Genomic DNA, 23207 nt, shown 5'->3' with positions numbered 1-23207 from the left:
TTTTAAGGTGGGTTCGCGGAGTGGTGTCCGCTAACCTTAAAAATGAGGATGTGGATGTCTGGCAAAAAGTTCTTTGTCGCAGCATTTGCTGCGTTGACTGTATTTATGGGAAGTTCCTTTGGGATTCCTTCTCAGAATATCAATGTGAATGGTGCGAACCGTAATATGCTGGTTTACGCACCCGCTAATATCGAAAAAGATCGCCCCCTGATTATTCAGATGCATGGCATGAATCAGGATGCCCCCTACCAGCATGATGCGGCTAAGTGGGAAGAAATCGCGGATACCGCCCGATTTGTGGTGGTGTTCCCTAATGGCGAAAATAAGTCCTGGGATATTTCTGGCGACAAGGATGTGAACTTCCTGAAAGCAATCATCAATGAAATGTATACGAAATACGGAATTGATAAGAAACGCGTATATGTTTCAGGCTTCTCCATGGGCGGCATGATGAGCTATCACGCTGCTAACAAGATGAGCGACCAGATTGCTGCAATTGCTCCCGTGTCCGGCTACCCGGTTGGAAATCCCGCTCCCGCCAGCAAGCGCATGATGCCGATTCTGCATACTCACGGCACGACGGATCCTACGGTGAACTACAACAGCGCTGTTTCCTATTTGAAGCGTTGGGTGGAATACGAAGGCTGTTCCTCCAACTCCGAAAAGATTTCCCAATATCCAGTTGGCAAAACCACTTCTGCAGCCTCCATGGAAAAATGGAGCGGCTGTAAGGAAAATAGCGATATCCGTCTGATTTCCATTAAGGATAAGGGCCATTGGTATTCCATGGATTTGGCCAGCGTCAATACCTCTGACGAAATCTGGAATTTTGTAAAGCGCTTCTCTCTCGACGGAGCGGTAGCGGAAACGCCTGCCGTACCTCCTTTTGTTGAACCCACCAACCGCGACAGCATTTATAATGGTGGTTTCGATTCTACTGCGAATGCATGGACCCTCCAGAATCATGGCGATGGTAAGTCCGTTGGTTCTGTGAAGGATGGCAAGTATGTTCTTGATATTTCCGCTGTCGGGTCGCAGCCTTATACCGTGCAGCTGATCCAGCACAATCTTCATCTTGAACAGGGTGAATGGTACAAGGTCAGTTTTGAGGCCGGTGCCGATGCAGATCGTGTTCTTGAAGTGAACGTGGAACAGCACGAAGATCCTTGGGATAGCTATTTGACCGCGGTCCAGAATTTTGACGTTAGTACTTCCATGCAGCCCCTTTCATTCTATTTCCAGATGACCGCTGCGACGGACACCAATGCCCGCCTAAGCTTTAATGCGGCGACATCTACGGGAACCCTTATGCTGGATAATGTTTCCATTGAAAAGGTTGATGAAAATGATGTGCCCATGGTTCCCTGCTGCGAAACCGCTGTGCATGCGTTGAATTTGGATCGTAATGTTTTACGAACTTATGAAGTCTACGGTTTATCTGGTGCCTACCTTGGAAAGATTGATGCCTTGAATTTCAATGAAATGAAATCGAATGTACTTTCGCTGGTAAAAAAATCTGGCGTGTATATGGTTCGTTCAGGAAGTTCTGTGAAATCGATTCAGGTTGGTCGATAATATCTAGACAAAATGTCCATGAAATATTCTGGTAGGTTGGTGTTTTCAGTGACAGAAGTGGATAGTTTAATACCGAATTAAACAGGAGTGAAAAGATGTTCGGTTTGAAGAAACAGATGGGTCTTGCTGCAGCCGCTATGGCTGTAGCTGCCGTTACTGCAAATGCCCACCCAGATAGTCTGGTGCTTACGCCCCCTCTGGGCTGGAACAGCTGGAACGTATTCCACGAAAACATCAACGAAACCCAGATCAAGGAAGTGGCCGACGCCATGGTTTCTTCTGGCCTTCGCGATGCTGGCTATATCTACCTGAATCTGGACGACAACTGGATGGACACCAAGCGCGACGCCAATGGCGACCTCCAGAACCATCCCAAGACTTTCCCCAGTGGCATGAAGGCTCTGGCCGATTACATTCATAAGAAGGGCCTGAAGTTCGGCGTGTATGGCGACCGCGGTAAACGTACCTGCCATCATTACAACAGCAACTGGGTAAGCGAAAACGGCTCCTACATGCACGAAGAACAGGATGCCAAGAAGTTTGCCGAATGGGGCGTTGACTACCTGAAGTACGATAACTGCGACCCGGCTCCCGGCTCCAACCAGGAAGAAGATTACACCCGTATGTCCAAGGCTCTCCGCAATTCCGGCCGCGACATCGTGTTCAGCATTTGCGCCTGGGAATATAAGGACTGGATGCCGAAAATCGCCCATCTGTGGCGTACCACTTTCGATATTGGCCCCGAATGGAGATCTACCTCCTGGTACCGCGGCGTTTACGAAATTATCGATGCCAATGACAAGTACTGGAAGATTGCAAAGCCGGGTAACTGGAATGACCCGGACATGCTCGAAGTGGATAACAGAAACCTGACTTATGAAGAACAGAAGTCCCAGATGACCATGTGGTCCATTATGGCGGCTCCCATCATGATCAGTTCCGATGTCCGCAAGATGAGCGACCAGGTGAAGGAGCTTTACCTGAACAAGGATATGATTGCCATTAACCAGGATTCCCTGGGCGTGCAGGGACATCGAATTTCTAATGTAGATGGTAAGCAGGTCTGGACCAAGCCCTTGCGCAATGGTGACCTCGCTGTAGCTCTCCTGAATGACAATACCTCTACCCAGACTATCGAATGCGATTTCGCAGATATCGGTGTAACTGGTGAAGTGGAAGTTCGCGATGCCTGGCAGAAGAAGGATTTGGGCAAGCTGAACCATGTCTCTGTTGAAGTTCCTGCCCACGGTTCTGTATTGCTCCGCTTGATTCTTGAACCCGTTCCCCGCGAACCGTTCAAGGGCAAGGCCTTTGCAATCCCCGGCAAGATCGAAATGGAAGATTTTGACGTTAGCGGTATCGGCCAGGGTAACGTTTCCTATAGCGATGGCGATTCCGAAAATCAGGGCAACAGCGATTACCGTAAGGGAACTCCCGTAGACATTTATGAAAAGACTGACGGCCGCATTGTAATTGGTTACAACCAGAAGGGTGATTGGCTCGAATATACAGTTGATGTTGCCGAAACAGGTGAATACACTTTGGGCGCCTATGTGGCTTCTGCCAACGAAACTTCCAGCTTCAAGTTCTCTGTAGACGGTACTGACATTACCGAAGAAATCTCCGTGCCCAAGGGTGAAGGCGATGATAATTACGATGACTACAACCTGGTTGAAAAGAAGGTGAACTTGACCAAGGGCGAACACATTCTCCGCTTTACTGTTACTAGTGACTGGATGGATATTGACTATGTTCAGTTCGAGGGTAGTGGTACAGCTCGCATTGGTAAGAAGGTGGCTCAGAGCCGTTCTGCCGGTCTTGTGAAGGGCGAACGTAACGCCTATTCTCTGACGGGCCGAAATCTGGGCCGCGAAACAAAGAAGCGTTCCAACGGCATGTATCTGCTTCGCTAAAAAAACAAGTCAGATTGATTTTGGTTCCTTTGACAAAATGTCAAAGGAACTTTTTTTTTGTTTGCGTTTTTTACCGCTGTGAAAAATATCTTTAGACTTGTAAACAGGATTGTGGTGGTTCCGTTTACGGTTGGTGCGTCGTGGTTGACGCAATTGAGAGGATATTATGGGGAAATTGGTTTCCGTTGCAGCATTTGCTGCTGTTTTTGCCGTTAGCTCCTTTGCGGTAACGAATCAGTTCCGCGGTACGAACTGGGCTGATAAGCGTGACAATTTCGTCTCCGATGTGCTGAAACTTTCCGGCATGACCGGCACTGAGGACTACCAGGCCGCCTACGCGCTGTCCGACCGCGTCATGAGCCAGTTCGTAGAAAAACTGGGCATCAACAGCCTGCGCATTCCTATTAACGAACCTACCGCTTTAAAGGCCTGGAGCTCCTATAAGGGCATTATCGACGGTATTCTGGCTCACGGTCGTATGCTCGTTGGCTACTGGGGCCCTGCACAGCCCGCCGGCCCCAAGAACATGGATGACTGGTGGAAAATGTGGGATACCGTCATCAAGGAATACGGTGACAATCCCAATGCCTATTTCGAAATTTTCAACGAACCCCACATGTACACCAAGGACGAACTTCGTAGTCTGTACGCAAAGTGGCTGGCTCGTTACCCGGATGTTCCTCGTGACCATGTTTTGCTGGATGGTACGGGCCTTGCATGGAATGTGCCCGAAATCGCCGACGATTCCCGTTTTGATGGATGCCTTTTCGCAGTGCACGAATACACCTTCTGGAACATGAGCATTACTACCGAACAGGGCTGGATGAACAGTTTCAAGGGCAAGGTGGGCAAGTACGCCGACCGCACCGTGGCAACCGAATGGGGTGGCGCTATGGGCCCTGGCGACAAGAACGGCGTTCATTACGAGATCATGGATTACAACGATCCCAATCCCACCAACTACTTCATGGCCTACATTCGCGGTATGTCCGAACAACTTCGTGAATGGCAGATGGGCAGTTTCTACTGGGTTGGCCTCCGCGATGGTGACTGGTACAGTATGGTAACCCGTTCCGGTGAAGGAGCCAATACCAAACTTGAAATCGTGAACCAGTCTGGCGTAGACCGTATGCAGTATTCCTGGACGGATACTGTTGAGACGACTCCTGCCGTTCAAGAACCGTTTGACGGAATCATTGCGTTGCCCGGAAAAATTGAAGCTGAAAATTATGACAAGGGCGGAAACCGTGTTTCCTTCTACGACAAGGATGCTTCAAACCAGGGAAATGTCTATAGGGATGATGCTGTGGATATCGTTGGCTTTGGCTGCTCCGACTCCCTGAATACCAAGGATTGCGAAGGCTATTCCTTGGGCTATACCCAGGTGGGTGAATGGCTGGAATATTCTGTGAACGTTGGAGCCCATGATTCTCTTGTCGGTTCTGCCCGAGTGGCTAGCGGTCTCGAGGGGGCAGGCTTTATCCTGTACATCGACGACAAGACGGTGACCGATACGGTCAAGATTCCCAAGGGCGGAGATTGGGTAACCTATTCCGAAATCGAATTCCCCGTGTCTGAAATCGCCGAAGGGGAACATGTGCTGAAGCTACAGTTTACGGGTGCTTACGGCAATGTGGACTGGGTCAGTCTTGGAGATCCGAATGCGGTTGTCGGAACACGCCTGCAATTTAACGTGGCTACTCCGCAGAACTATTCAGTCTTTACCGTAAATGGAAATTATGTGGGGACTGTGTACGGTTTGTCTGCGGGTATTGCGGAACAGGTTCGCGGGCTTGTGAAAAATCCTGGAATTTATGTGGCGAAACCCGCTTATGGTCCCGCTGTAAAGTTTAATGTGAAGTAGCTGCCGGCTGTATACAGACGTTTTGGTTATATTTTAACCCATGAAGACGTCTATTCATAGCAAAATCCTAAGATTAAACCTCTCCGTATTGCTGCTCTGCGCAGTATTCGTGGGAGGTTTTGGCATTTTGTGTGCTAGTCATTTTGTCAAGGACGACACCCAGGAACATCTGCAGTTGATCAGCCAGAGGGAATCAGCCCGCATTTCTGCCAGGTTGCAGAATATCGAGCAGTATGTGAAGACCGTATCTTATGTGGTGTTGGATGGGCTTGATGATTTGGATGAATTGAAGGATACCTTGCGCCAGCAAGCGTTTACGGATTACAACCTGAATTTTATGCGGGCGACCATCCATAACGTGAATAGTGCTGTGGCTGTGTATTTGCGTTATAATCCCAAGTTTACGCCTCCCACTTCTGGGGTTTTTCTGGCCAAGACAAGTAAGAACGGAAACATCCTGAAGCAGGTCCCGACCGATTTTTCAAAGTACGATCCCAGCGACATCGAACATGTGGGTTGGTATTACGTCCCCGTTATTTCGGGTAAACCCATCTGGATGGATCCTTACGAAAATAAGAATGTCGATATTTACATGATATCCTATGTGATGCCCTTGGTCAAGTTCGGAACGGAAGTTGGCGTTGTTGGTGTTGATATCGACTTTGGGTATCTGACTTCAGAAATCGCGAGCATTTCATTCCTTGAGTCTGGATATGCCTACCTGGAAAACAAGAATGGAACTGTAATTTATCATCCGTCTCTGTCGAGAGGTTCTAGGGTTCCTGATAATTTCCGCAGGGTCTGCGTGAAGAGAGTCCTTTCTAATGGGATGGTGCTTGTGCTAGAAGTTCCAGCCTCCGAGACCAATATGCAGCGCGATGCACTGGTTGCCGAAATTATGGGCTTTACTTTTATAATCCTTCTTGTTTTCGGTTTGATTTCTGTACGTATGGCCCGCTCTATTACAGAACCTCTGACGGCGCTGACTGAATCCGCCAATCAAATGGTTGCCGGAAATATTGATGTTTCGCTGGAATTCCATTCTGATGATGAAGTGGAGGATCTTGCCCATAATTTTGCTGCAATCCGAAAGTATGTGAAGGAGTATATGGGTTTTGTAAGGGGCGTGGCCTTTAAGGATGGCCTCACTGGGGTGCGCAATAAAACGGCCTTTGATACTTTTTTGGCAGACCTGCAGAATAAGGTGAACATGTTTGCCGTTACGGAATTGGGCTTTGTCTCGTTTGATGTGAACAACTTGAAAAAGGTAAATGAATGCAGCGGCCATGATCATGGTGATTTGCTCTTGCAGAACGCTTGCCAGATTATTTGCCAGGTGTTTGGCCATAGTCCCGTATTCCGTGTTGGCGGAGACGAATTTGTGGCTGTCCTCCAGTATGAAGACTACAGAAACCGCGAGGCTCTTCTGGCTGAAATGGACCGCAAGATGGCTGCTACCCGTTCCGAAGATTCTGCTCCCTGGGATCGCATCTCTATTGCCAAGGGACTTGCCGTCTATAACTGTTACACGAACGAACCTCTTGTTGATGCGGTGCAGCGTGCCCATGACGCCATGTACGAAAATAAGAGAGCGATGAAAAGTTTCGGTTAAAAGCTATATTTGGCATCGTTAAATTAGCCTCCCGGCATTTGACCGGGATTTTTTGAAATTGGTAAGTATATGCAGAACGAATTCGATAACGCCCTGGAAGGATTGCTGAACTTTAAGCCCGTTGACAGTCAGTCCGCTGACCGTTACAATGAACTTTTCAAGCAGTTGATTTCATCTTCTATGAAGATTTGTAGCGAGACGGATTATGCTGCCCTTGTCAAGCAGAAGGCCGACTCTGTAGAAAAGAAGTATGGTGTCAAGATGGAAACTTCTGACGATGAAGGTGACGTGTATAAGAAATTGCGTGAAGTCGTCCGCTTTGAGATGGCTCGCGAATCTATTCTGAATAACAGGGAGCATGAAGTCTGCTGTACTGAATCTAATTTCAGGAATGCCGTGGGTAAGTTCCGTGGCGAGTTAGAAAAGATTGTTCCCGAGTCTCAGATGGAAGTGCTGGAATCCATGTCCCAGTCGTTGTATTCCGACTTTACCAACTTCTTTGTCTGTGCCTCTATGGATTTGATCGCAGACGCAAAAATCTATCAGATGAAAGAATTCCGTCCCTTACAGCTGAATGCCATGGGCAAGGAAATCCGCACCTATGTAAACGTCATCAAGCAGCAGAATGCCAAGCCCCAGAAATCCCAGGTCGTTACGGACTGGTTCAGGAGTGTAATGGTGTTGCCCGCCTTCCTGTTTAGAAAGCTGTACGGTGTCAGCTTTGTAGAAATGTTTGAAGTGCCTCAGAAACTGGTAGACGATGTGGCCCACACTTTCAATATCTTCCAGAAGAATTTCGAGGCTTTTACCGCAGGCGATGAATACAGAATCCTTCATGAATTCCTGAGGGCTCTGAATCTGGAAAACTGCTTTACGGTTCGCATTAAGATCGGTGACCAGAACCGAAAAGCAGACAAGGCTAAGGTGAACTGATTTTCTATTTCTGTTTGCGCTTGATGCCTGTATTCAAGACTCGGAGTTCGGAATGCCCGTCTTCGAATCTGAACAGGATTCTCCAGGTGTAGACTCCGGTTCCGGCGAGTCGTCCTTCTGACGAACGCTGGTTCCAGCTGATGAATCCAACCTTGTAACGGTGCTCGCTGCTACTGCGGCTTTCCATTTCCATTTCGCCGTTTGAGCCGAATTCCTGGTTGAAGGTGGCAAGCACCTGGGCCATTCCATCGTAAATGGTGACAGAGACCTTATAGGGGGCGATTGTCCATACCTCTACGCTAGAAATAGAATCGGGTTGAGTTTCCCATTCGTCCTGACCGTCGGGAATCCATTCGACAGGTTGGCCTAAGCCGCTGACAGAGGGGTTGCTCCTGATCTTGTAAAGATAGGTGGCGATGTCGGTGCCGGTAGCCTCTACGCCTCCGCGGCCCATAGCGTTTCCTGCTTCATCCTGATAAGGGGCCTGATGGTCTGTGATGATGCAGTTGCCTACGTTTACGACGCGGTCTTTCAGAAGTAAGGTCCACACCAATCCCGATGAATCCTTTTTCGGAATGCTCAGCAGATTGATGGGGTGGGAAACTGTATCTTCGCAGTTTTCTGAATATCGGAACAGTTTTTGCCAAGGTTCCCTATCTTCAGATTTTTTTGATTTCTTGGAAGAGGTCGTTTCTTTTACTTCGATAGGTTCTGACAGTTTGACGATTAATGTGTCGGGGTAGATTTCGTTGATTCCGCCCATGTCGTTGTTTATGGCGAATTCGCCGGGGCGCTTCTGGGCGCTGACAACAACTGCGCCAATCTTGTCCCTGATTTTCAGTTTCTGCGTCTTGCCCCTTTTCTTGTGAAGGATTCTCAGGTAGGGTGAATTCTTTGCGCTGGTAAGGCCATATTTGAAGGGCTCCAAATTGGCTGTAATCCAAAGGGAATCGCTTGAAATTTCCACGTTGTTCTGGGTAACGCTTCGCCAATCTCCATCGGGGCTATTCCAGAACAAGGTGTCGATGCCGGCGATCTTTTTCAGAAGCTTTTCCTGGAAACGGATCTTTATAAAGTCTGCGGTACCATCCAGATTCAAATCATATATTTCGGCCTTGTCCGCTACACGGGTGGAATCTTCTTCGGGGATATCCTCTTCCTCTTCAATAGGTTCTTCGCAGGCGTTGATGAATGAATTCCTGAAGGTTTTCCAGCGGGTGGTAACGCCAGCCTTGTCAGTGGCTCTCAGGTAGAATTCAACGCTATCACCTTGGAATAAACTTGACGGAATTTTTACAGACCAACGGTTTTCGCCGGCCAGGTGACTAAGGGCTTTGCCGTTGAAGACAACCATGTCGGAATTCTTGTAGAACAGTCTGGCTTCGTAAATGCCGTCATTGTCCAGGATGTTAAAGGAGAAGGTTGCCTTTCCGTTAGAAGTGTCTGCGCAGTTGTAAACCATGGAAACGGAAGGTGCCTGGTTGTCAATGGGAATGGTGTAGGGTTGCGCGGCGGGGTTGCTGACATTAGGGCCGCGGCCCATTAGACCTGTCGTGTCAGCGGCTATGATGTAGAAGTTGATTCCCGGAGCCACGGCCATGGAGTCGCTAACCACAAAACGCCACAAGTTGCCAGAAACATTTTCCATGTCATAAGGGCTGAAGGATCCTTGGGGGATGCCTGCATGACGCAAGTAGATTCGGGCGTAGTCCACGTCGCTCTTGGTGGTAATGCGAGCCTCGATAACAATGGAGTCGCCTGCGGCTTGCTTTTTGCCGATGAGGGCCTTGGTGGAGTCCGTTAGACGGATAATGGGTGGCGTAAAATCTTCACTCCAGGTGGCGGTTTTCTGAGAAGCGTTTTCCAGGAATTTGACGTTCACTGAAACGGTATGGACGTCTCCGTCAAGAATCATATCGGGGCTTCGGTAACAGACAACGTAGCGGGTCTGTACGGAGGTTCTGACTTCGGAATAGATGGAAGCCAATTGTCCTGCGGTAGGTGCGTTAGTGTAGGTGCCTCCAGTAGCTTCTGCCAATTCTTTCAGGGGAACTTCGTAGTTGCCGCCGATGCCTACAGAATAGATGGTGGTATTTAGACTTTTGGCGTAATCGATTACTTCGTCGCTGGAAATGGTTTCGGATCCGTTATCGCCGTCAGAGAAAATGATGACTGCCGTTGGGTTGGTTTCGCCAAAGACCTGTTCTACGCCGTAATAGGCTCCGGTCTTGATGTTGGTCCCGCCGGATGCTGTAAGCCGGTCAACGGCATTCATCAGCAATTCCTTATCCGATGTCATGGTCTGGTGGACCTTGTAATTGCTTCCGCCAGAGAAGCCTACGATTGCCGTTCTATCGTATTGGCCCATATCCGAGATGAATTGACGGATGGATTCCTTGGCTTCGGTAATTCTTGTTCCCGACATAGATCCGCTTTCATCAACGACCAGGGCCACGGAAACGCCTCCCACCTGCTCCATAGTGGAAACCTGGGTGGGAACACTTTTGCCATCCTGGAAGATTTCGAAGTTTTCTGCGGACAAGTTCTGGATGGGGTTCCCTGTTTTACTGTCGCTTGCCGATACGGAAACGCAAACGCCCGGATGTTCGTTCAAGTTGATGTCCAGGATGCTTACGGCGGTAACCGTACTGGAGTCCAGCTCGAAATTCGGGCGGATGGTGCATTGTCTGGAAGTGGGCTTGATTCTCGTGGTGGCGGAATCCTTGCTTGCGAAAGTGGCTGTTCCGGTTACCAGTTCCCAGGACTTGAATTTGTAGCCGCCATAGGGAATCGCGGTCAAGGAGGTGTCAAAGCCGGGGTAAGTTATGATTTCGTTTTTAGGGAAGACTCTGCCGTTACTTGATTCTGAAACGATAACTGTGACGGGAGTCTGTTCGCTGATGGTGAAACCCGGGTTTTTGAATCCGTATGCGCTGCTCAGCTTAACTTCAAAATAGAGGGGGACTCCGGGTGTTCCTGAAACTTGGGCTTGGAAAGTGTTGCCAACTGCAACCCAGGATCGCGTAGAGTTGCTCAAGGTGGAATCGGTTCCCCAGTGATTGATGGTGTATGACGTAGTCGAATCAAACGCGATACCCAGCATGTGCTTTAAGGTGTCTGTGGGAGTCCACTTGAACAAGACAGAAGTACGGAGACTTTCGCTGTAGAAGTCCTTATAGAAGTCGTAATGCTTCTTGACTGTAGACAAGGTCTTGAAGACGCCTTTCTTGAATACAGCCTTGATTGTGGAGGAATCCCTGATAATGACCACGGTTCCGTTACTTAGGGAATCTTTGATGGTTGCCTTTCCCTTGATGACTCTCCAGTGGTCAAACCGGTTGTGTTTGGAAGAAGAAATTCGGATGGGATAGGCCACGTTTGTGTAGGCCGACGAGTAACCGCTGGGGGAGGCTGTTCCCAAGGAATCTGTGATGATCGTCAGGGAGGCTGTATTCTGGGAATAGCTGATCCAGAAGGGATCGTCCTGATAGTTGCTGTAATAAGATTTCACTGAGTAGAAAATGGAATCTCCTGCGTTCATGTTCAGTGTGTCTATCAGGATGCTTGATACGTAGCTGAATAAGGTGTCTGCAGTACTGAATGCTGAAGATTTGTATCGGGTGATTTGTAGGGCTCTTTCGCTGTAATCTACGACAGGGCGTGATATGGCGATGGTGTACTTTCCTGCCTTTGGGGCTACGAACTTGAGACGGACTTCCTTGTTGTATGAAGCGTTGCTGAAGCTGTGATCGTTAAAGTCGTACGAAACGGGCGTTGCGATGATGGGATAGACCTGGCCCAGCCTATAGACGGCCTTTATGCGGCAATCGCTGTTGATGACCAGTTTTGTGCTAGCTTTCTTGGGGTCGAGAACGGAGCATTGCCCGCTTGTCACTTCCCACTTGGAGAATATGTAGTCGTTGCGGCTGTAAGCGGATAGGCTGAGAGAGTCTCCCTTGATGTGGGAGTAGTCGTAATTTTTCTGGTTGCCGGAGATGTAGATGTATCCTTGCGTGGAGTCGATGTCTGCATCCACCTTCAGCGCTTTCTGTACGCTTACGTTTATTGTCTCGGCCGGGTCTGAATATTGGTCCAGCAAGAAGTAGTAGGTTTTCCCCTTTTCGGCGGTAAAGGCATGGCCGTTGCCGTTATAATTGTAGGTGCTGCTCTTGCTGCGAGAAAACAGGCTGTCGTCCTGATAAGAAAGTATGTGTATGGTATTTTGGGTGTTGTACGAGATTGTATAATTGCTGGAATCTGTGGCGACGAACTTGAAACGTATGCCGTAATAACCGTCTTTAGTGGCGGATCCGTTTTTAGGGGTGCTGTAAGAGGTCGGCTTACTTGTCAGGGTGTACATCTCGCCCAGTTTCAACTTGTAACCAATAGTAGCCTGGGCCGTAGAAGGTATGAATAGGGTACTTTTGAGGGAGGAGTCTGCGAAAGTACCTTTGCCCGATATGACGTACCAGTTGACCAGTTGGGAGTCTGCCTTGACGCTTACCGATACAGAAAGGGTGTCGTTGATTCCGACGGTGTCGGGCCTGGTCTTGCCCTGGGTGGTGACAATGGCGGCGTCCATTGCCTGGATGAAGAGGGAATCCTTGTAATCGTAGTATGATTGCTTGTCTTTGAAATACCAGGAGTCTCCCTTCTTGCCCTTGACTGGGACGAAGGAATAGCGGTAGAGGCTTCTGTTCCCTTTTGAGGTCGTGAAGGTGGAATCGTTTTCGTATGAGTAGAAATAATGGGTCCTGCTCTTGGGGCTGCCCTTGATCACGTGGAGGTTCGTGTCTGGGAAGACGTAGCGGAACCATATGCCGTTTTCTGGCTTGACGTCATAAAAATCGCGGTCGGTGTCGTAGCCTGTACGCTTGGTGGTGATGTCGTAAATTTTGCCGGGTTCGCACTGGAGTTCCAGCTTTGTGTTCCCGTAGAAATAGGCGCTAAACTTATAGGTGATGTTATCGTATGCGCGAAGGGAATCGGAAGTGTATTTCCAACCGGCGGGGCGGTACCCCTCTTTCCCGTATCCGAAAAAAGTCTGCTTTGTGCCGACGACCACTTTGCCGGAGGAGCCGCTGGTGTAGCAATTTTTCGACGCTGAAGTGACGGTCAAATTTTTTGTGGTGGCCGTAAGGGTGCTGTAGCTGACTTTGAAGTTTTCCAGCGTATCGGCGTACCAGTAGTTGTTCACCTTGTAGAAGAGGCTGTCGCCAGCATTTACCGCCACAGAGTCCTTGAAGGTGGAATAGAAGTAGGTGGTTAAAAAGTTGGCGTTGTAGGACGAGTCTGTCTTTATGATCTTAAACTCTTTGTCGGGGGCGTCGGTCTGGAAATTGATGGTATAGGTGCCTGTGGTGGGTGCGACAAAGATAAGTCTGACCCCTTCGTTGGAATAGTTGGTGGAACCTAGGAAACCATTATTCTTGACGTTGTATTCTGTGGCGGTGGCGGAAATCTTGTAGGTGGAGCCTGCAGCAAAAGCACCTGCCGTAAAAACAGCAGATGCGGCTAGACTAATAATACACACTCCTAAGACACGCCCGAAAAAATTCTTGAGACTCAAGGTTGACCTCAGAGATTTTTGAGATTTTTATGCGGACAAGGCGAAATTTAGAAATAGGGCCCTTGGTCGCAAACTTTTTTTTGAAAACAAAAATGTGACGGAAATGCTACGGGGTAGGGGTGAACGTGGGGATGTCTAAGCAAACTATAACAAAGAAAAAATTTACACACTTTTGAGTGTGCAAATGGATAGTAATTCTATTTGGAATAGGCGTTTTAAGTTCTTGTTTCGGAAATTTTACTCTTGGACTGTTTATCAAAAAGTCTGCATTTATAAAAATTCTTAAACATTTTAAAAAAAACAAGCCCCAGCATATGCCGGGACTTGTAGGGGGTTAGGAGGATAACAACAAAACTTGTCATTCAAGTTTGGAGTTGTCCATAATATAGTAATGTTTTATACGAAATTAAGTTATTTGGTAAAATTTAATCAAATTAATTAAAAAATATGTTTTTGGTCTAGTTTTTGACGCGTAAATCGTCTGACTTGGAGTGTTGACAACTTGTCCATGGGATGTTTTGTAGGGGCAATTCTTTTTGCCCTGCATAGAAATATCTTTTAGGATGTGGTTGGTATATCCGTGTGGTAACGGAAAAAGCGAGGAAGTATGGCTTTTAAACATGTTTTTGGTGGCGCAGTTCTGGCTTGCGCATCTATCTTTGGCCTGGCTCAGGCTGCGACTCAGGCTACCTTTTATGTGGCTCCCGATGGCAGTGATGCCGCGAAGGGTACCAAGGACGCCCCTTTTAAGACGATTACGGCTGCCCAGAAGGCGGTTCGTGCTATCAACGGCTCCATGACCGGCGATATCGAGGTCATTCTCCGGGAAGGTACCTACCAGCTGACCAACACCGTGAACTTTACCGAGGCTGATGGCGGTCAGAACGGCTATTACGTCCGTTATAAGGCTGCCGATGGCGAAAAGCCCCTGATTACCGGTGGTATGCCCATTACCGGCTGGACTATCCATGACGAAAAGAATAACATCTGGAAGGCAGAAAACGTAGATGGCCGTTTCCGCCAGCTGTATGTGAACAACAAGAAGGCCGTTCGCGCTTGCTACCCCAACATGGTCAACGACATGGACCATGATTTTAGGCGCCTGACCAAGGTGGACTCCGCTGGCCGCGCTTTTGATGTTTCTACCGACGATGTAAAGATGATCAAGGATGCGGACAATGTGGAAATCCACTTGATGATTGCCTGGTCCGAAAATATCCTCCGTCTGGAAAAGATTCAGAATAACGGTGGTACTTCCAAGTTGATTCCCAAGGATCCGGAACGTACCCGCCTCTTCCACCGCGCCTACCCTATGCTGGGTACCGCCTTTGCCAGCAATCCGCCCAAGCAGCAGGCTTTCTATCTCGAAAACTCCTACGATTTTATTGACGCCCCGGGTGAATGGTTCCTGGACGAAAAGGAACATGTGCTTTACTACAAGGCCCGCGAAGGCGAAAATATGGGCTCTGCAGTTGTTGTGGCTCCCCGTGTCAATACCCTGTTTAACGTTCTGGGTAAGGATACCAAGAACAAGGTGGGCTATATGGCATTCGAAGGCCTGTACTTCGGCCATTCCAATTACCTGCGCCCCAGCGATGAAGGCTTCCTGGATCTGCAGGCCGCAAACTTCAATATCGATGTCTTGGCTGACCCGGGTCGCGGAAACTGGGAAAATTTGAACAGCAATAAGTTCCTGCTGTGGCGTCCGGATGCCGCATTCCGCGTAGAAAATGCCCATCATTTCAAGGTCCAGGGAAACGTTTTCTCCCAGATTGCCGCAACGGCACTTGATTTTGTTAGCGGTACCAATGACGATATGATCCAGGGCAACGCCTTCTTCGATATTGGCGCTGCTGGTATCATGATCGGTAAGTTTGCCCAGGACTCCCTCACCGAAATTCACGAAGCCTACAATCCTACCGATAAGGAAGAAATCAGCACCCGCGATACCATCAAGAACAACTTGGTCAATAACGTGACTACGGAACATCAGGGTGCTGTTGGTATTGGCGCTGGTTACCCCCGCTTTGTGGAAATTGTCCATAACGAAATTTCCTATACGAACTACTCCGGCATTTCCGTTGGTTTCGGCTGGACCAAGAAAGAAACGGCCATGACCAATAACCATATTAACTGGAACGAGATTCACCATATCGCTCGTCTGCTTTGCGACGCAGGTCCGATTTACACTTTGTCTAACCAGGGTGTTGGTGGTGAAATCCAGTACAACTATATTCACGATAACACCACTTCCAAGTGGGCTGACTACTGGAATGTGCCCATCTACCTGGATGAAGGTACCAGCGGCTTTACCATCAAGGAAAACGTGTTCAAGAATGCCCAGGGTGGTGTAGGCCAGAACCAGGCAGGAACCAATACAATTAACCAGACTGGTAATTACTGGAACCAGAATACTGCAGACAATGCCGGTATCGAAAAGGATTTCAAGTACATCAAGGAAATCACGGAAATTCCGCTGCCTGATTTCTCCAATACGGTGCCCCAGGCTCCTTTCGGTGGCGTGGCCGCAGCTATCCCGGGCGTAATCCAGCTCGAAAACTACGATGAAGGCGGTCAGAGCGTTTCCTTCAGCGACAAGGATTTCATCAACGAAGGTAACGTATACCGCGAAGATGGCGTAGACGTTGTGGGCTATGGCTGCTCCGACACCTTGAATACCGAAGATTGCAAGGGCTATGCCATTGGTTACACCAATCCTGGCGAATGGCTGGAATACACCGTGAACGTGGCTGAGGATGGCGAATACCTGTTCCGTGCCAATGTGGCTAGCGGCCTGGATATGGCAAGTTTCCGCCTGTTCATGGATGGCAAGGCCATTACCGATACCATTGCGATCCCCCAGGGCGAAGACTGGGTGACCTACGATTCCATCGATGGTAAGACGGCGAAACTGACTAAGGGTGAACATGTGCTCCGTGTGGCCATTACCGGTACATACGGCAACCTGGACTGGATCAAGTTCGCTCTGACCGAAGAAGAACTGAACGCCATGGGTATCAAGTCGGTGAATTACGGAATCAGCTTGGATTTGAACAGCGTTGGTGCCTACAAGGTGTATACCGCTCAGGGCCGCCTCATGGGCTACGTGAATGCAAATTCCGCCCGCGAAGCTCAGAATGCCGCCCGTGCCATGATTCATGATGCCGGCATCTACATGGTGAAGGCTCCCAACGGATCCGCCTTCCGCATGAAAGTGAAGTAGTTTTTTAAGGAATGAAACATTGTTATCCCATTGACAACTTGTCAATGGGATTTCTTCTTTCTGTTGGTCGGTTAGCGGTTCCTAAAGATATTTTTATAAAAAAACATAAAAGGGTATGGTATTGTATGAAAAAGAGTTTCAAGAAGTGGATTGCTCCGGCCGCATTCGGCCTGTTTGGCTTGGGTCTAGTGCCCTCTGCCATGGCTGATAATCCGATTATCCAGACGTACTATTCCCCGGACCCGGCTCCGGTTGTGTTTGGCGATACCCTTTGCTCCTATTCCGGTAACGACGAAGGTGGTTCCTTCTTTACCATGCACGGCTGGCGTGTTTCCTGCACCACCGATATGGTGAACTGGACCGATATGGGTACGCTGATTCTGGAAGCTGGTGATTTTAACGGCAGCGCCAAGAAGAATGGCGACTGGGCTGCCCAGGTAATCCGTCGTAAGGATGCCAGCGGCAAGTACAAGTATTACTACTACGTTACAGTGGAATCAACCCGTGGTGGCCGCGCCATTAACGTGGCTGTTTCCGACACCAAGGAAGGTCCCTTTAAGGATGCCTTGAATGGTAAGCACTTGGCTGGCCCCAACTGGGACTACATTGATCCGACTGTATGGATTGATGACGATGGCCAGGCTTATCTGTACTGGGGTAACCCCAAGCTTTATTATTGCCCTCTTAAGGAAAACATGATCGAATGTGCCACCGACGTGAAACTTACCGACATGTCTAGCTTTAACGGCAAGTATACCGAAGGTCCGTGGATCCATAAGCGCGGCAACAAGTATTACATGATTTACGCTGCAAGCGGTGTTCCTGAATCTATTGACTATTCCTGGAGTGACAAGCCCACTAGCGGCTGGCAGTATAAGGGCACTATTATGCCTAGCGGCGAATCGGGTGCCGCATTTACAGTTCATTCCGGCATTGTGGATTTCCAGGGCCGTAGCTTCTTCTTCTATCATAATCAGCGCCGTGTTCCTGGTGCAGGTGGCTATTCCCGTACTTCTGCAGTGGAGGAATTCACCTGGGGTGCTGATGGTACCATTCCTACCATTCACATGACGGATGAAGGCGTCAAGACTCCTATCAAGAATCTGGACCCGTACGAAAAGGTACAGGCCGAAACCAAGGCTTGGATGGAAGGCATCAATCTAGATAAGAGCGGTGGTTATACCATTATCAAGAATGTTGAAACCGAAGGTAAGACTGTTTACCTTACCAATATGAATGCGGGTTCCTGGACTAAGGTCCGTTCTGTGGACATGAGCATGGGTGCCGATGATATTGTGGTCTGCACCAAGGGCGGCTCTGGTGTGATTGAACTTCACTCCGGTTCTGCAACTGGTCCGCTGATGTCTACCATCGAGGTTCCTGCAAGCACCGATTGGCAGGAAAACTCCTTTAAAGTGACCGGTGCCGAAGGCATTGGAGACTTGTATTTCGTATTTAAGTCGGGCAACTTCAAGTTTGACTACTGGTACTTTGAAACTTCTGCAACCGCTGTTCCTCAGGAACCGTATCTGGGTGCTGCATTCGCAATTCCCGGTAAGATCCAGGCCGAGAATTTCGACAAGCCGGGTGTGGGTCGCGGTAACAGTTCCTACATGGACAAGGATGCTGAAAACCATGCTTGCTCCGGAGACGATCTTTCTGAATGTTCCGACTACCGTGATGGCACTGGCGTTGATATTTACAAGAAGAAGGATGGCCGTATCGCTATCGGCTTTATCCAGGAAGGCGAATGGCTGGAATACACCGTGGATGTGGCCAAGGATGGTGATTACACCATGTATGCTGCGGTGGCATCTGCAGGTGGCTCTACCTTCAAGCTTTCTATTGACGGTGAAGATATTACCTCTGACGTAGAAGTTCCCGCCGCCAAGGAAGAAGGAAGTTACAGCGAATACGCCAAGGCAAAGGCCAATGTGAAGCTGACTGCGGGTAAGCATATTCTTCGCTTTACCGCTACCGGCGACTGGTTCGATGTGGACTACTTCAACTTTGAATCTGGCAAGGATGCTGAAGACAGCTCTCCCATAGGTAATGAATCTAATGATGAGGAAGTCTCTATTGGATCTCGTGTTCAGTTCGTCAAAATTCAGCCGGCTTCTTATGAAGTGTTTAGCATGAACGGCAAACTGATTGGCAATGTGGAATTGTCTGCAACCGAGGCTGTTTCCATTTCGCAGGAAATGAAGTCTGCAGGATTTGTTCGCGGTGTATACCTGCTCCGTGGCGTAGGCGTTAATGCCATGCAGAAAGTTCAGGTGAAGTAAAAATCTTTTGATACTCCGAAAGGGAGTTTTGGGGAAAGTCTCAGTCTTCGGACTGGGACTTTTTTTGTCCATAATGGACGCTTTTGGACAATCTGTCAATGAGATTTTCACAACAGATATTTCGCTACCTCTTTAAAAGGGGTATTTTTTTATTGGTTGGTAATAAAGCGAGGACCTTATGAAAAAAGGATTGGTTTTGTGTGCTGCATTGGCTTCTGCCGCAGCGGTTATGGCTCAGCCTAACAATGAATGGAATGGCAAGCCCACGGTGTTCGGAGTAAATACTCTTACACCCCATGTGACTTCCATGCCTTACAGCACTTTGGAAGAAGCTCTGAAAATGGACCGTCGTGCTTCTGAATGGTATCAGACCTTGTCTGGCACGTGGAAGTTCTTTCATGTGAATGCACCTGCTCAGCGTAACAACGAATTCTACGGCGATACCTACGATGTTTCCAAGTGGGACGATATCCCGGTTCCTGGTAACTGGCAGATGTATGGTTACGATCATCCCATTTACAGTAATGTAATTTATCCCTGGAGCAAGAACGACTGGATCAGCCCTCCCGAAGCTCCCACCAAGTTCAATCCCGTTGGACATTACCGTCGTGACTTTACCGTGCCCAAGGCTTGGGACGGCAAGCGTATCCGTCTCCATTTCGAAGGCGTGGAATCCGCCTACTATGTCTGGGTGAACGGTAAGTACGTGGGCTATAGCGAAAACTCCTTCACCGATCACGAATTTGATATTACAGACAAACTTCGTAGCGGTACCAACAATATTTCTGTGCAGGTGTTCCGCTGGTGTGATGGCTCCTGGATGGAAGACCAGGACTTTATCCGTCTGGCCGGTATTCATCGCGATGTCTATATCTATGCTACTCCCAAGACTCACATTCAGGATTTCCAGGTCAATGCGTCCCTGGCTAGCAATTACAGCGATGGTACCCTGGATGCAAGCGTCTGGGTAAGAAATACTAGCGGTTCTGCATCCGGTTCCTACACTTTGGAAATGGGCGTGTATAATGCCGCCGGTACCGCTGTGGCTACCGACAAGGCTACTGTTTCTGTTGCCGCCGGTAAAGAAGAAAAGGTTTCCTTCAGCAAGACCATTACTTCTGTCAAAAAGTGGGCTTCTGAAACTCCCAACCTGTATACCTTTGTGTTGACCCTTAAGGATGGCTCTGGCAAGACCGTGCAGGTGGAAAGTAACCGCATCGGTTTCCGCAAGGTGGAACTTAAGAAGGATGGCAACGGCATTACCCGTTTCTATGTGAATAATTCTCCGGTGATCTTGCGCGGTGTGGACCGTCACGAAATCGATCCGGATTATGGTCATACCATGAGCTATGAACTGATGGAAAGGGATGTCTTCCTGATGAAACAGTTCAATATCAATGCTCTCCGTATGTCTCATTATCCCAATGACCCCCGTATGTACGATCTTTGCGACAAGTACGGCATCTACGTCATTGACGAAACTAACCTGGAAACTCATGGTGCCAACGATAAGGTTCCCAAGAACGATGACAACTGGCGTGCCGCTTCCGTGGAACGTATCAGCTCCATGATCCAGCGCGACAAGAACCATCCTTCTATCTTGATCTGGTCCCTGGGTAACGAAGCCGGCTGGGGTAACGTTTTCGGCACCATGCAGGAATATGCCCATCAGGCTGACGCTTCTCGCCCGGTTCATTACGAAGGCGACAACGACCACGCCGACGTGAATAGCTGTATGTATTGCAGTGACTGGACTGCAGCCACCTACAATAACAATAACAAGCCCTGGATGCTTTGCGAATACGAACATGCCATGGGTAACTCCGTAGGCGAACTGAAGGAATACGTGAAGGCCTTCTATGATAATCCCCGCGTATTCGGCGGATTCATCTGGGACTTTATCGACCAGGGCCTCCGTCGCAACGGAACCAAGTACTTTAACTTTGGCGGTCTCTGGGGTGATGAACCTAACGATGACAACTTCTGCGCCAACGGCCTGGTTTTCCCGGATCGTAGTCTGCAGCCTGAAATGTGGGAAGTCAAGCACCAGTACCGTAACGTAGTGGTTCACGCCAAGACTCTGGAAAAGGGACTTGTAGAAATCGAGAACCGCTTTGACTTCGTGAACCTGAAGGATTACGCCAACGCTGTCTGGACCTTGAAGGAAGACGGCAAGGAAATCGCTACCGGTAAACTTTCTGGCTCTGACTTGGATGTGGCTCCCTTGGCCAAGAAGGAAGTGACCATCAATTTCAAGAAGCCTGAATTGAAGGCCGGTTCCGAATATATGCTGGATATTGATTTCCAGTTGAAGAATAAGGAAGACTGGGCTGATGCGGGTTTCAGCATTGCTCATGAACAGTTTGCCGTTCAGCTGGGTCAGGGTGATATTCCCCAGGTGGATTACTCTAGCCTGCCCAAGCAGAAAGTTTCCGAAGGTTCTGGCAAGACAACCATTGATGGCAGCGATTTTTCCGTTACCATCAATATGGATAATGCAACCATTGAAAATTACAAGTTGAATGGCCTGGAATTGATTCGGCAAGGTGGTGTGCCTAACTTCTGGCGTGCACCTACCGATAACGACAAGGGCTACAATATGGAAAAGGTTAGCGGTGTCTGGCGCAAGGCCGGTAGCTCCCGCAAGGTGAACAGCTCCAAGGTGACCAAGGTCGACGAAAATGAAACTCGCGTTGACTTTAACCTGGGAATTTCCGCCGGCTATTCTACCATGACCTTGAGCTACACCATTTACGGTAGCGGCGATATCCTGGTGGACTACACCCTTACTCCCGATGCCGCCCAGCCCGATATTCCTAACGTAGGTACCCTCTTCACCATTCCGGGTGGATTTGAAAAGGTCCAGTGGTATGGTCGCGGCCCCAGCGAAAACTATGTTGGCCGTCGTGAAGGTAGTTATGCCGGCATCTATTCTGCAAATGTAGACGATTTCTTTGTGCCTTACATGGAAGTGGGCGAAACCGGTCAGCGTAGCGATGTAAAATGGATGATGCTCACCAACGCTCAGGGCAAGGGCCTTATGGTTGTGGGTTCTCCCCGCATGGAATTCAATGCTTTGCATTACACTCCGGAACAGCTGACCGATGTAAAGCTGCCCTGGGATCTTAAGCGCGATAAGGAAATCACTCTCCGCGTTGACCTTCAGCAGATGGGCCTCGGTGGCACAAATAGCTGGGGCGCAAAGCCGCTCAGTTCCTACATGATTGGTGCCAAGAATACCTACAAGCATAAGTTCCGCATTTCTCCGGTTCGCGGTCTTATGGAAGATCCTACCGTGTTGGCAAATGTTGGTTTCCCCAACTTGGAAACCAGCAAGGTGATTAACGCCAAGTATCCGACTATCGAGTACGGAGAGGTTCAGCAGGAAGCATTCGTTGAACATGTCTTCCCCTGCACCATCCAGATGGAAAATTACGACAAGGGTGGTGAAGACCTGAGCTTCCATGATGTGGATATGGAAAACGAAGGCGGCCTCTATCGCGAAGATGGAGTGGATATTGTTGGTGTCGGTTGCGATGCGAAGGGCTCGAACTGCACTGGTTATGCCGTGGGCTATACTCAGCCTGGCGAATGGCTGGAATTTACCGTAGACGTGAAGACTGCAGATGATTATCTGTTCCGTGCTAACGTGGCTAGCGGCCTTGAAGGAAGTGGCTTCAAGCTGTACGTTGACGGTAAGGCTGTAACGGATACGGTCAAGGTCCCCAAGGGCAATGACTGGGATACTTACGGAACTATCGATGGAAAGATTGGCAAGGTATCCGCAGGTAAGCATGTGATCAAGGTTGAAATTACTGGCGCCTACGCAAACATTGACTGGATCCGCTTTGATACGACTGAAGAAGGCCTGCCCATTCGCAACCCGCTGAAGTTGGACGTGGCAGAATCCCAGGACTTCTACGTGTTCAGTGCCAAGGGCAGAATGTTGACGAAGGTGAATGCGGCTGACTTGAACCAGGTCCGTGAGGAATTGCAGGTTCGCGGCATGCAACCCGGAGCCTACATTATTCGCAGTGCGGATGGTAACGTAAAGCAGTTGATCAAGATTACGAAATAAAATTAGCGGAATCTGTATACGCCACACCCATAGCACTTCGAGAGAAATTTCGAAGTGCTTTTTGTTGTTAATGGGCTTTGACAATCTATCCATGAGACTTTGTAAATGACGTGGGTAAAATGCGTCATACAGGAATATTTTTACAGAGAAAAATT

At 48.9% G+C, this 23207-nt stretch carries 9 protein-coding genes; 8 read left to right on the top strand and 1 reads right to left on the bottom strand.

From position 1 onward, the window contains the following. Positions 1-54 precede the first annotated feature (54 nt). From BUB73_RS08750 to BUB73_RS08730, 5 genes are all read left to right on the top strand, one after another. On the top strand, positions 55-1575 hold the full coding sequence (locus BUB73_RS08750) for an extracellular catalytic domain type 1 short-chain-length polyhydroxyalkanoate depolymerase (protein WP_073285117.1): 1521 nt from the start codon (positions 55-57) through the stop codon (positions 1573-1575). Positions 1576-1670: 95 nt separating this feature from the next. Next, positions 1671-3488 (top strand): carbohydrate-binding protein, encoded by a 1818-nt coding sequence (locus tag BUB73_RS08745; protein ID WP_083539707.1) that lies wholly within the window; start codon positions 1671-1673, stop codon positions 3486-3488. Between the two features lie 166 nt (positions 3489-3654). Then, positions 3655-5352 carry a carbohydrate-binding protein gene (locus BUB73_RS08740; RefSeq protein ID WP_073285065.1) on the top strand — a complete coding sequence of 566 codons (1698 nt, stop codon included), beginning with the start codon at positions 3655-3657 and terminating at the stop codon, positions 5350-5352. 40 nt (positions 5353-5392) lie between these two features. Next, positions 5393-6964 (top strand): sensor domain-containing diguanylate cyclase, encoded by a 1572-nt coding sequence (locus tag BUB73_RS08735; RefSeq protein ID WP_073285063.1) that lies wholly within the window; start codon positions 5393-5395, stop codon positions 6962-6964. A gap of 69 nt (positions 6965-7033) precedes the next feature. Further along, a complete protein-coding gene (locus tag BUB73_RS08730; RefSeq protein WP_073161119.1) occupies positions 7034-7897 on the top strand; it encodes a hypothetical protein in 864 nt (287 codons plus the stop codon). 4 nt (positions 7898-7901) lie between these two features. Here BUB73_RS08730 and BUB73_RS08725 read toward each other — a convergent pair whose 3' ends face one another. Continuing rightward, on the bottom strand, positions 7902-13430 hold the full coding sequence (locus tag BUB73_RS08725) for a vWA domain-containing protein (RefSeq protein WP_073285062.1): 5529 nt from the start codon (positions 13428-13430) through the stop codon (positions 7902-7904). 643 nt (positions 13431-14073) lie between these two features. Here BUB73_RS08725 and BUB73_RS08720 point away from each other — a divergent pair. From BUB73_RS08720 to BUB73_RS08710, 3 genes are all read left to right on the top strand, one after another. Beyond that, positions 14074-16689: a carbohydrate-binding protein gene (locus tag BUB73_RS08720; protein WP_073285060.1), complete on the top strand. Its 2616-nt coding sequence runs from the start codon at positions 14074-14076 to the stop codon at positions 16687-16689. Between the two features lie 125 nt (positions 16690-16814). Continuing rightward, positions 16815-18974, top strand: a complete 2160-nt coding sequence (locus BUB73_RS08715) for a carbohydrate-binding protein (RefSeq protein ID WP_073161115.1) — start codon at positions 16815-16817, stop codon at positions 18972-18974. A gap of 178 nt (positions 18975-19152) precedes the next feature. Next, positions 19153-23052: a beta-galactosidase, LacZ type gene (locus BUB73_RS08710; RefSeq protein ID WP_073285058.1), complete on the top strand. Its 3900-nt coding sequence runs from the start codon at positions 19153-19155 to the stop codon at positions 23050-23052. Positions 23053-23207 lie beyond the last annotated feature (155 nt).

Source organism: Fibrobacter sp. UWH6 (assembly GCF_900142465.1).
Taxonomy (GTDB): domain Bacteria; phylum Fibrobacterota; class Fibrobacteria; order Fibrobacterales; family Fibrobacteraceae; genus Fibrobacter.
Note: the sequence above shows the minus strand (reverse complement) of the source record. Positions and strands in the feature narration are given on the sequence as shown.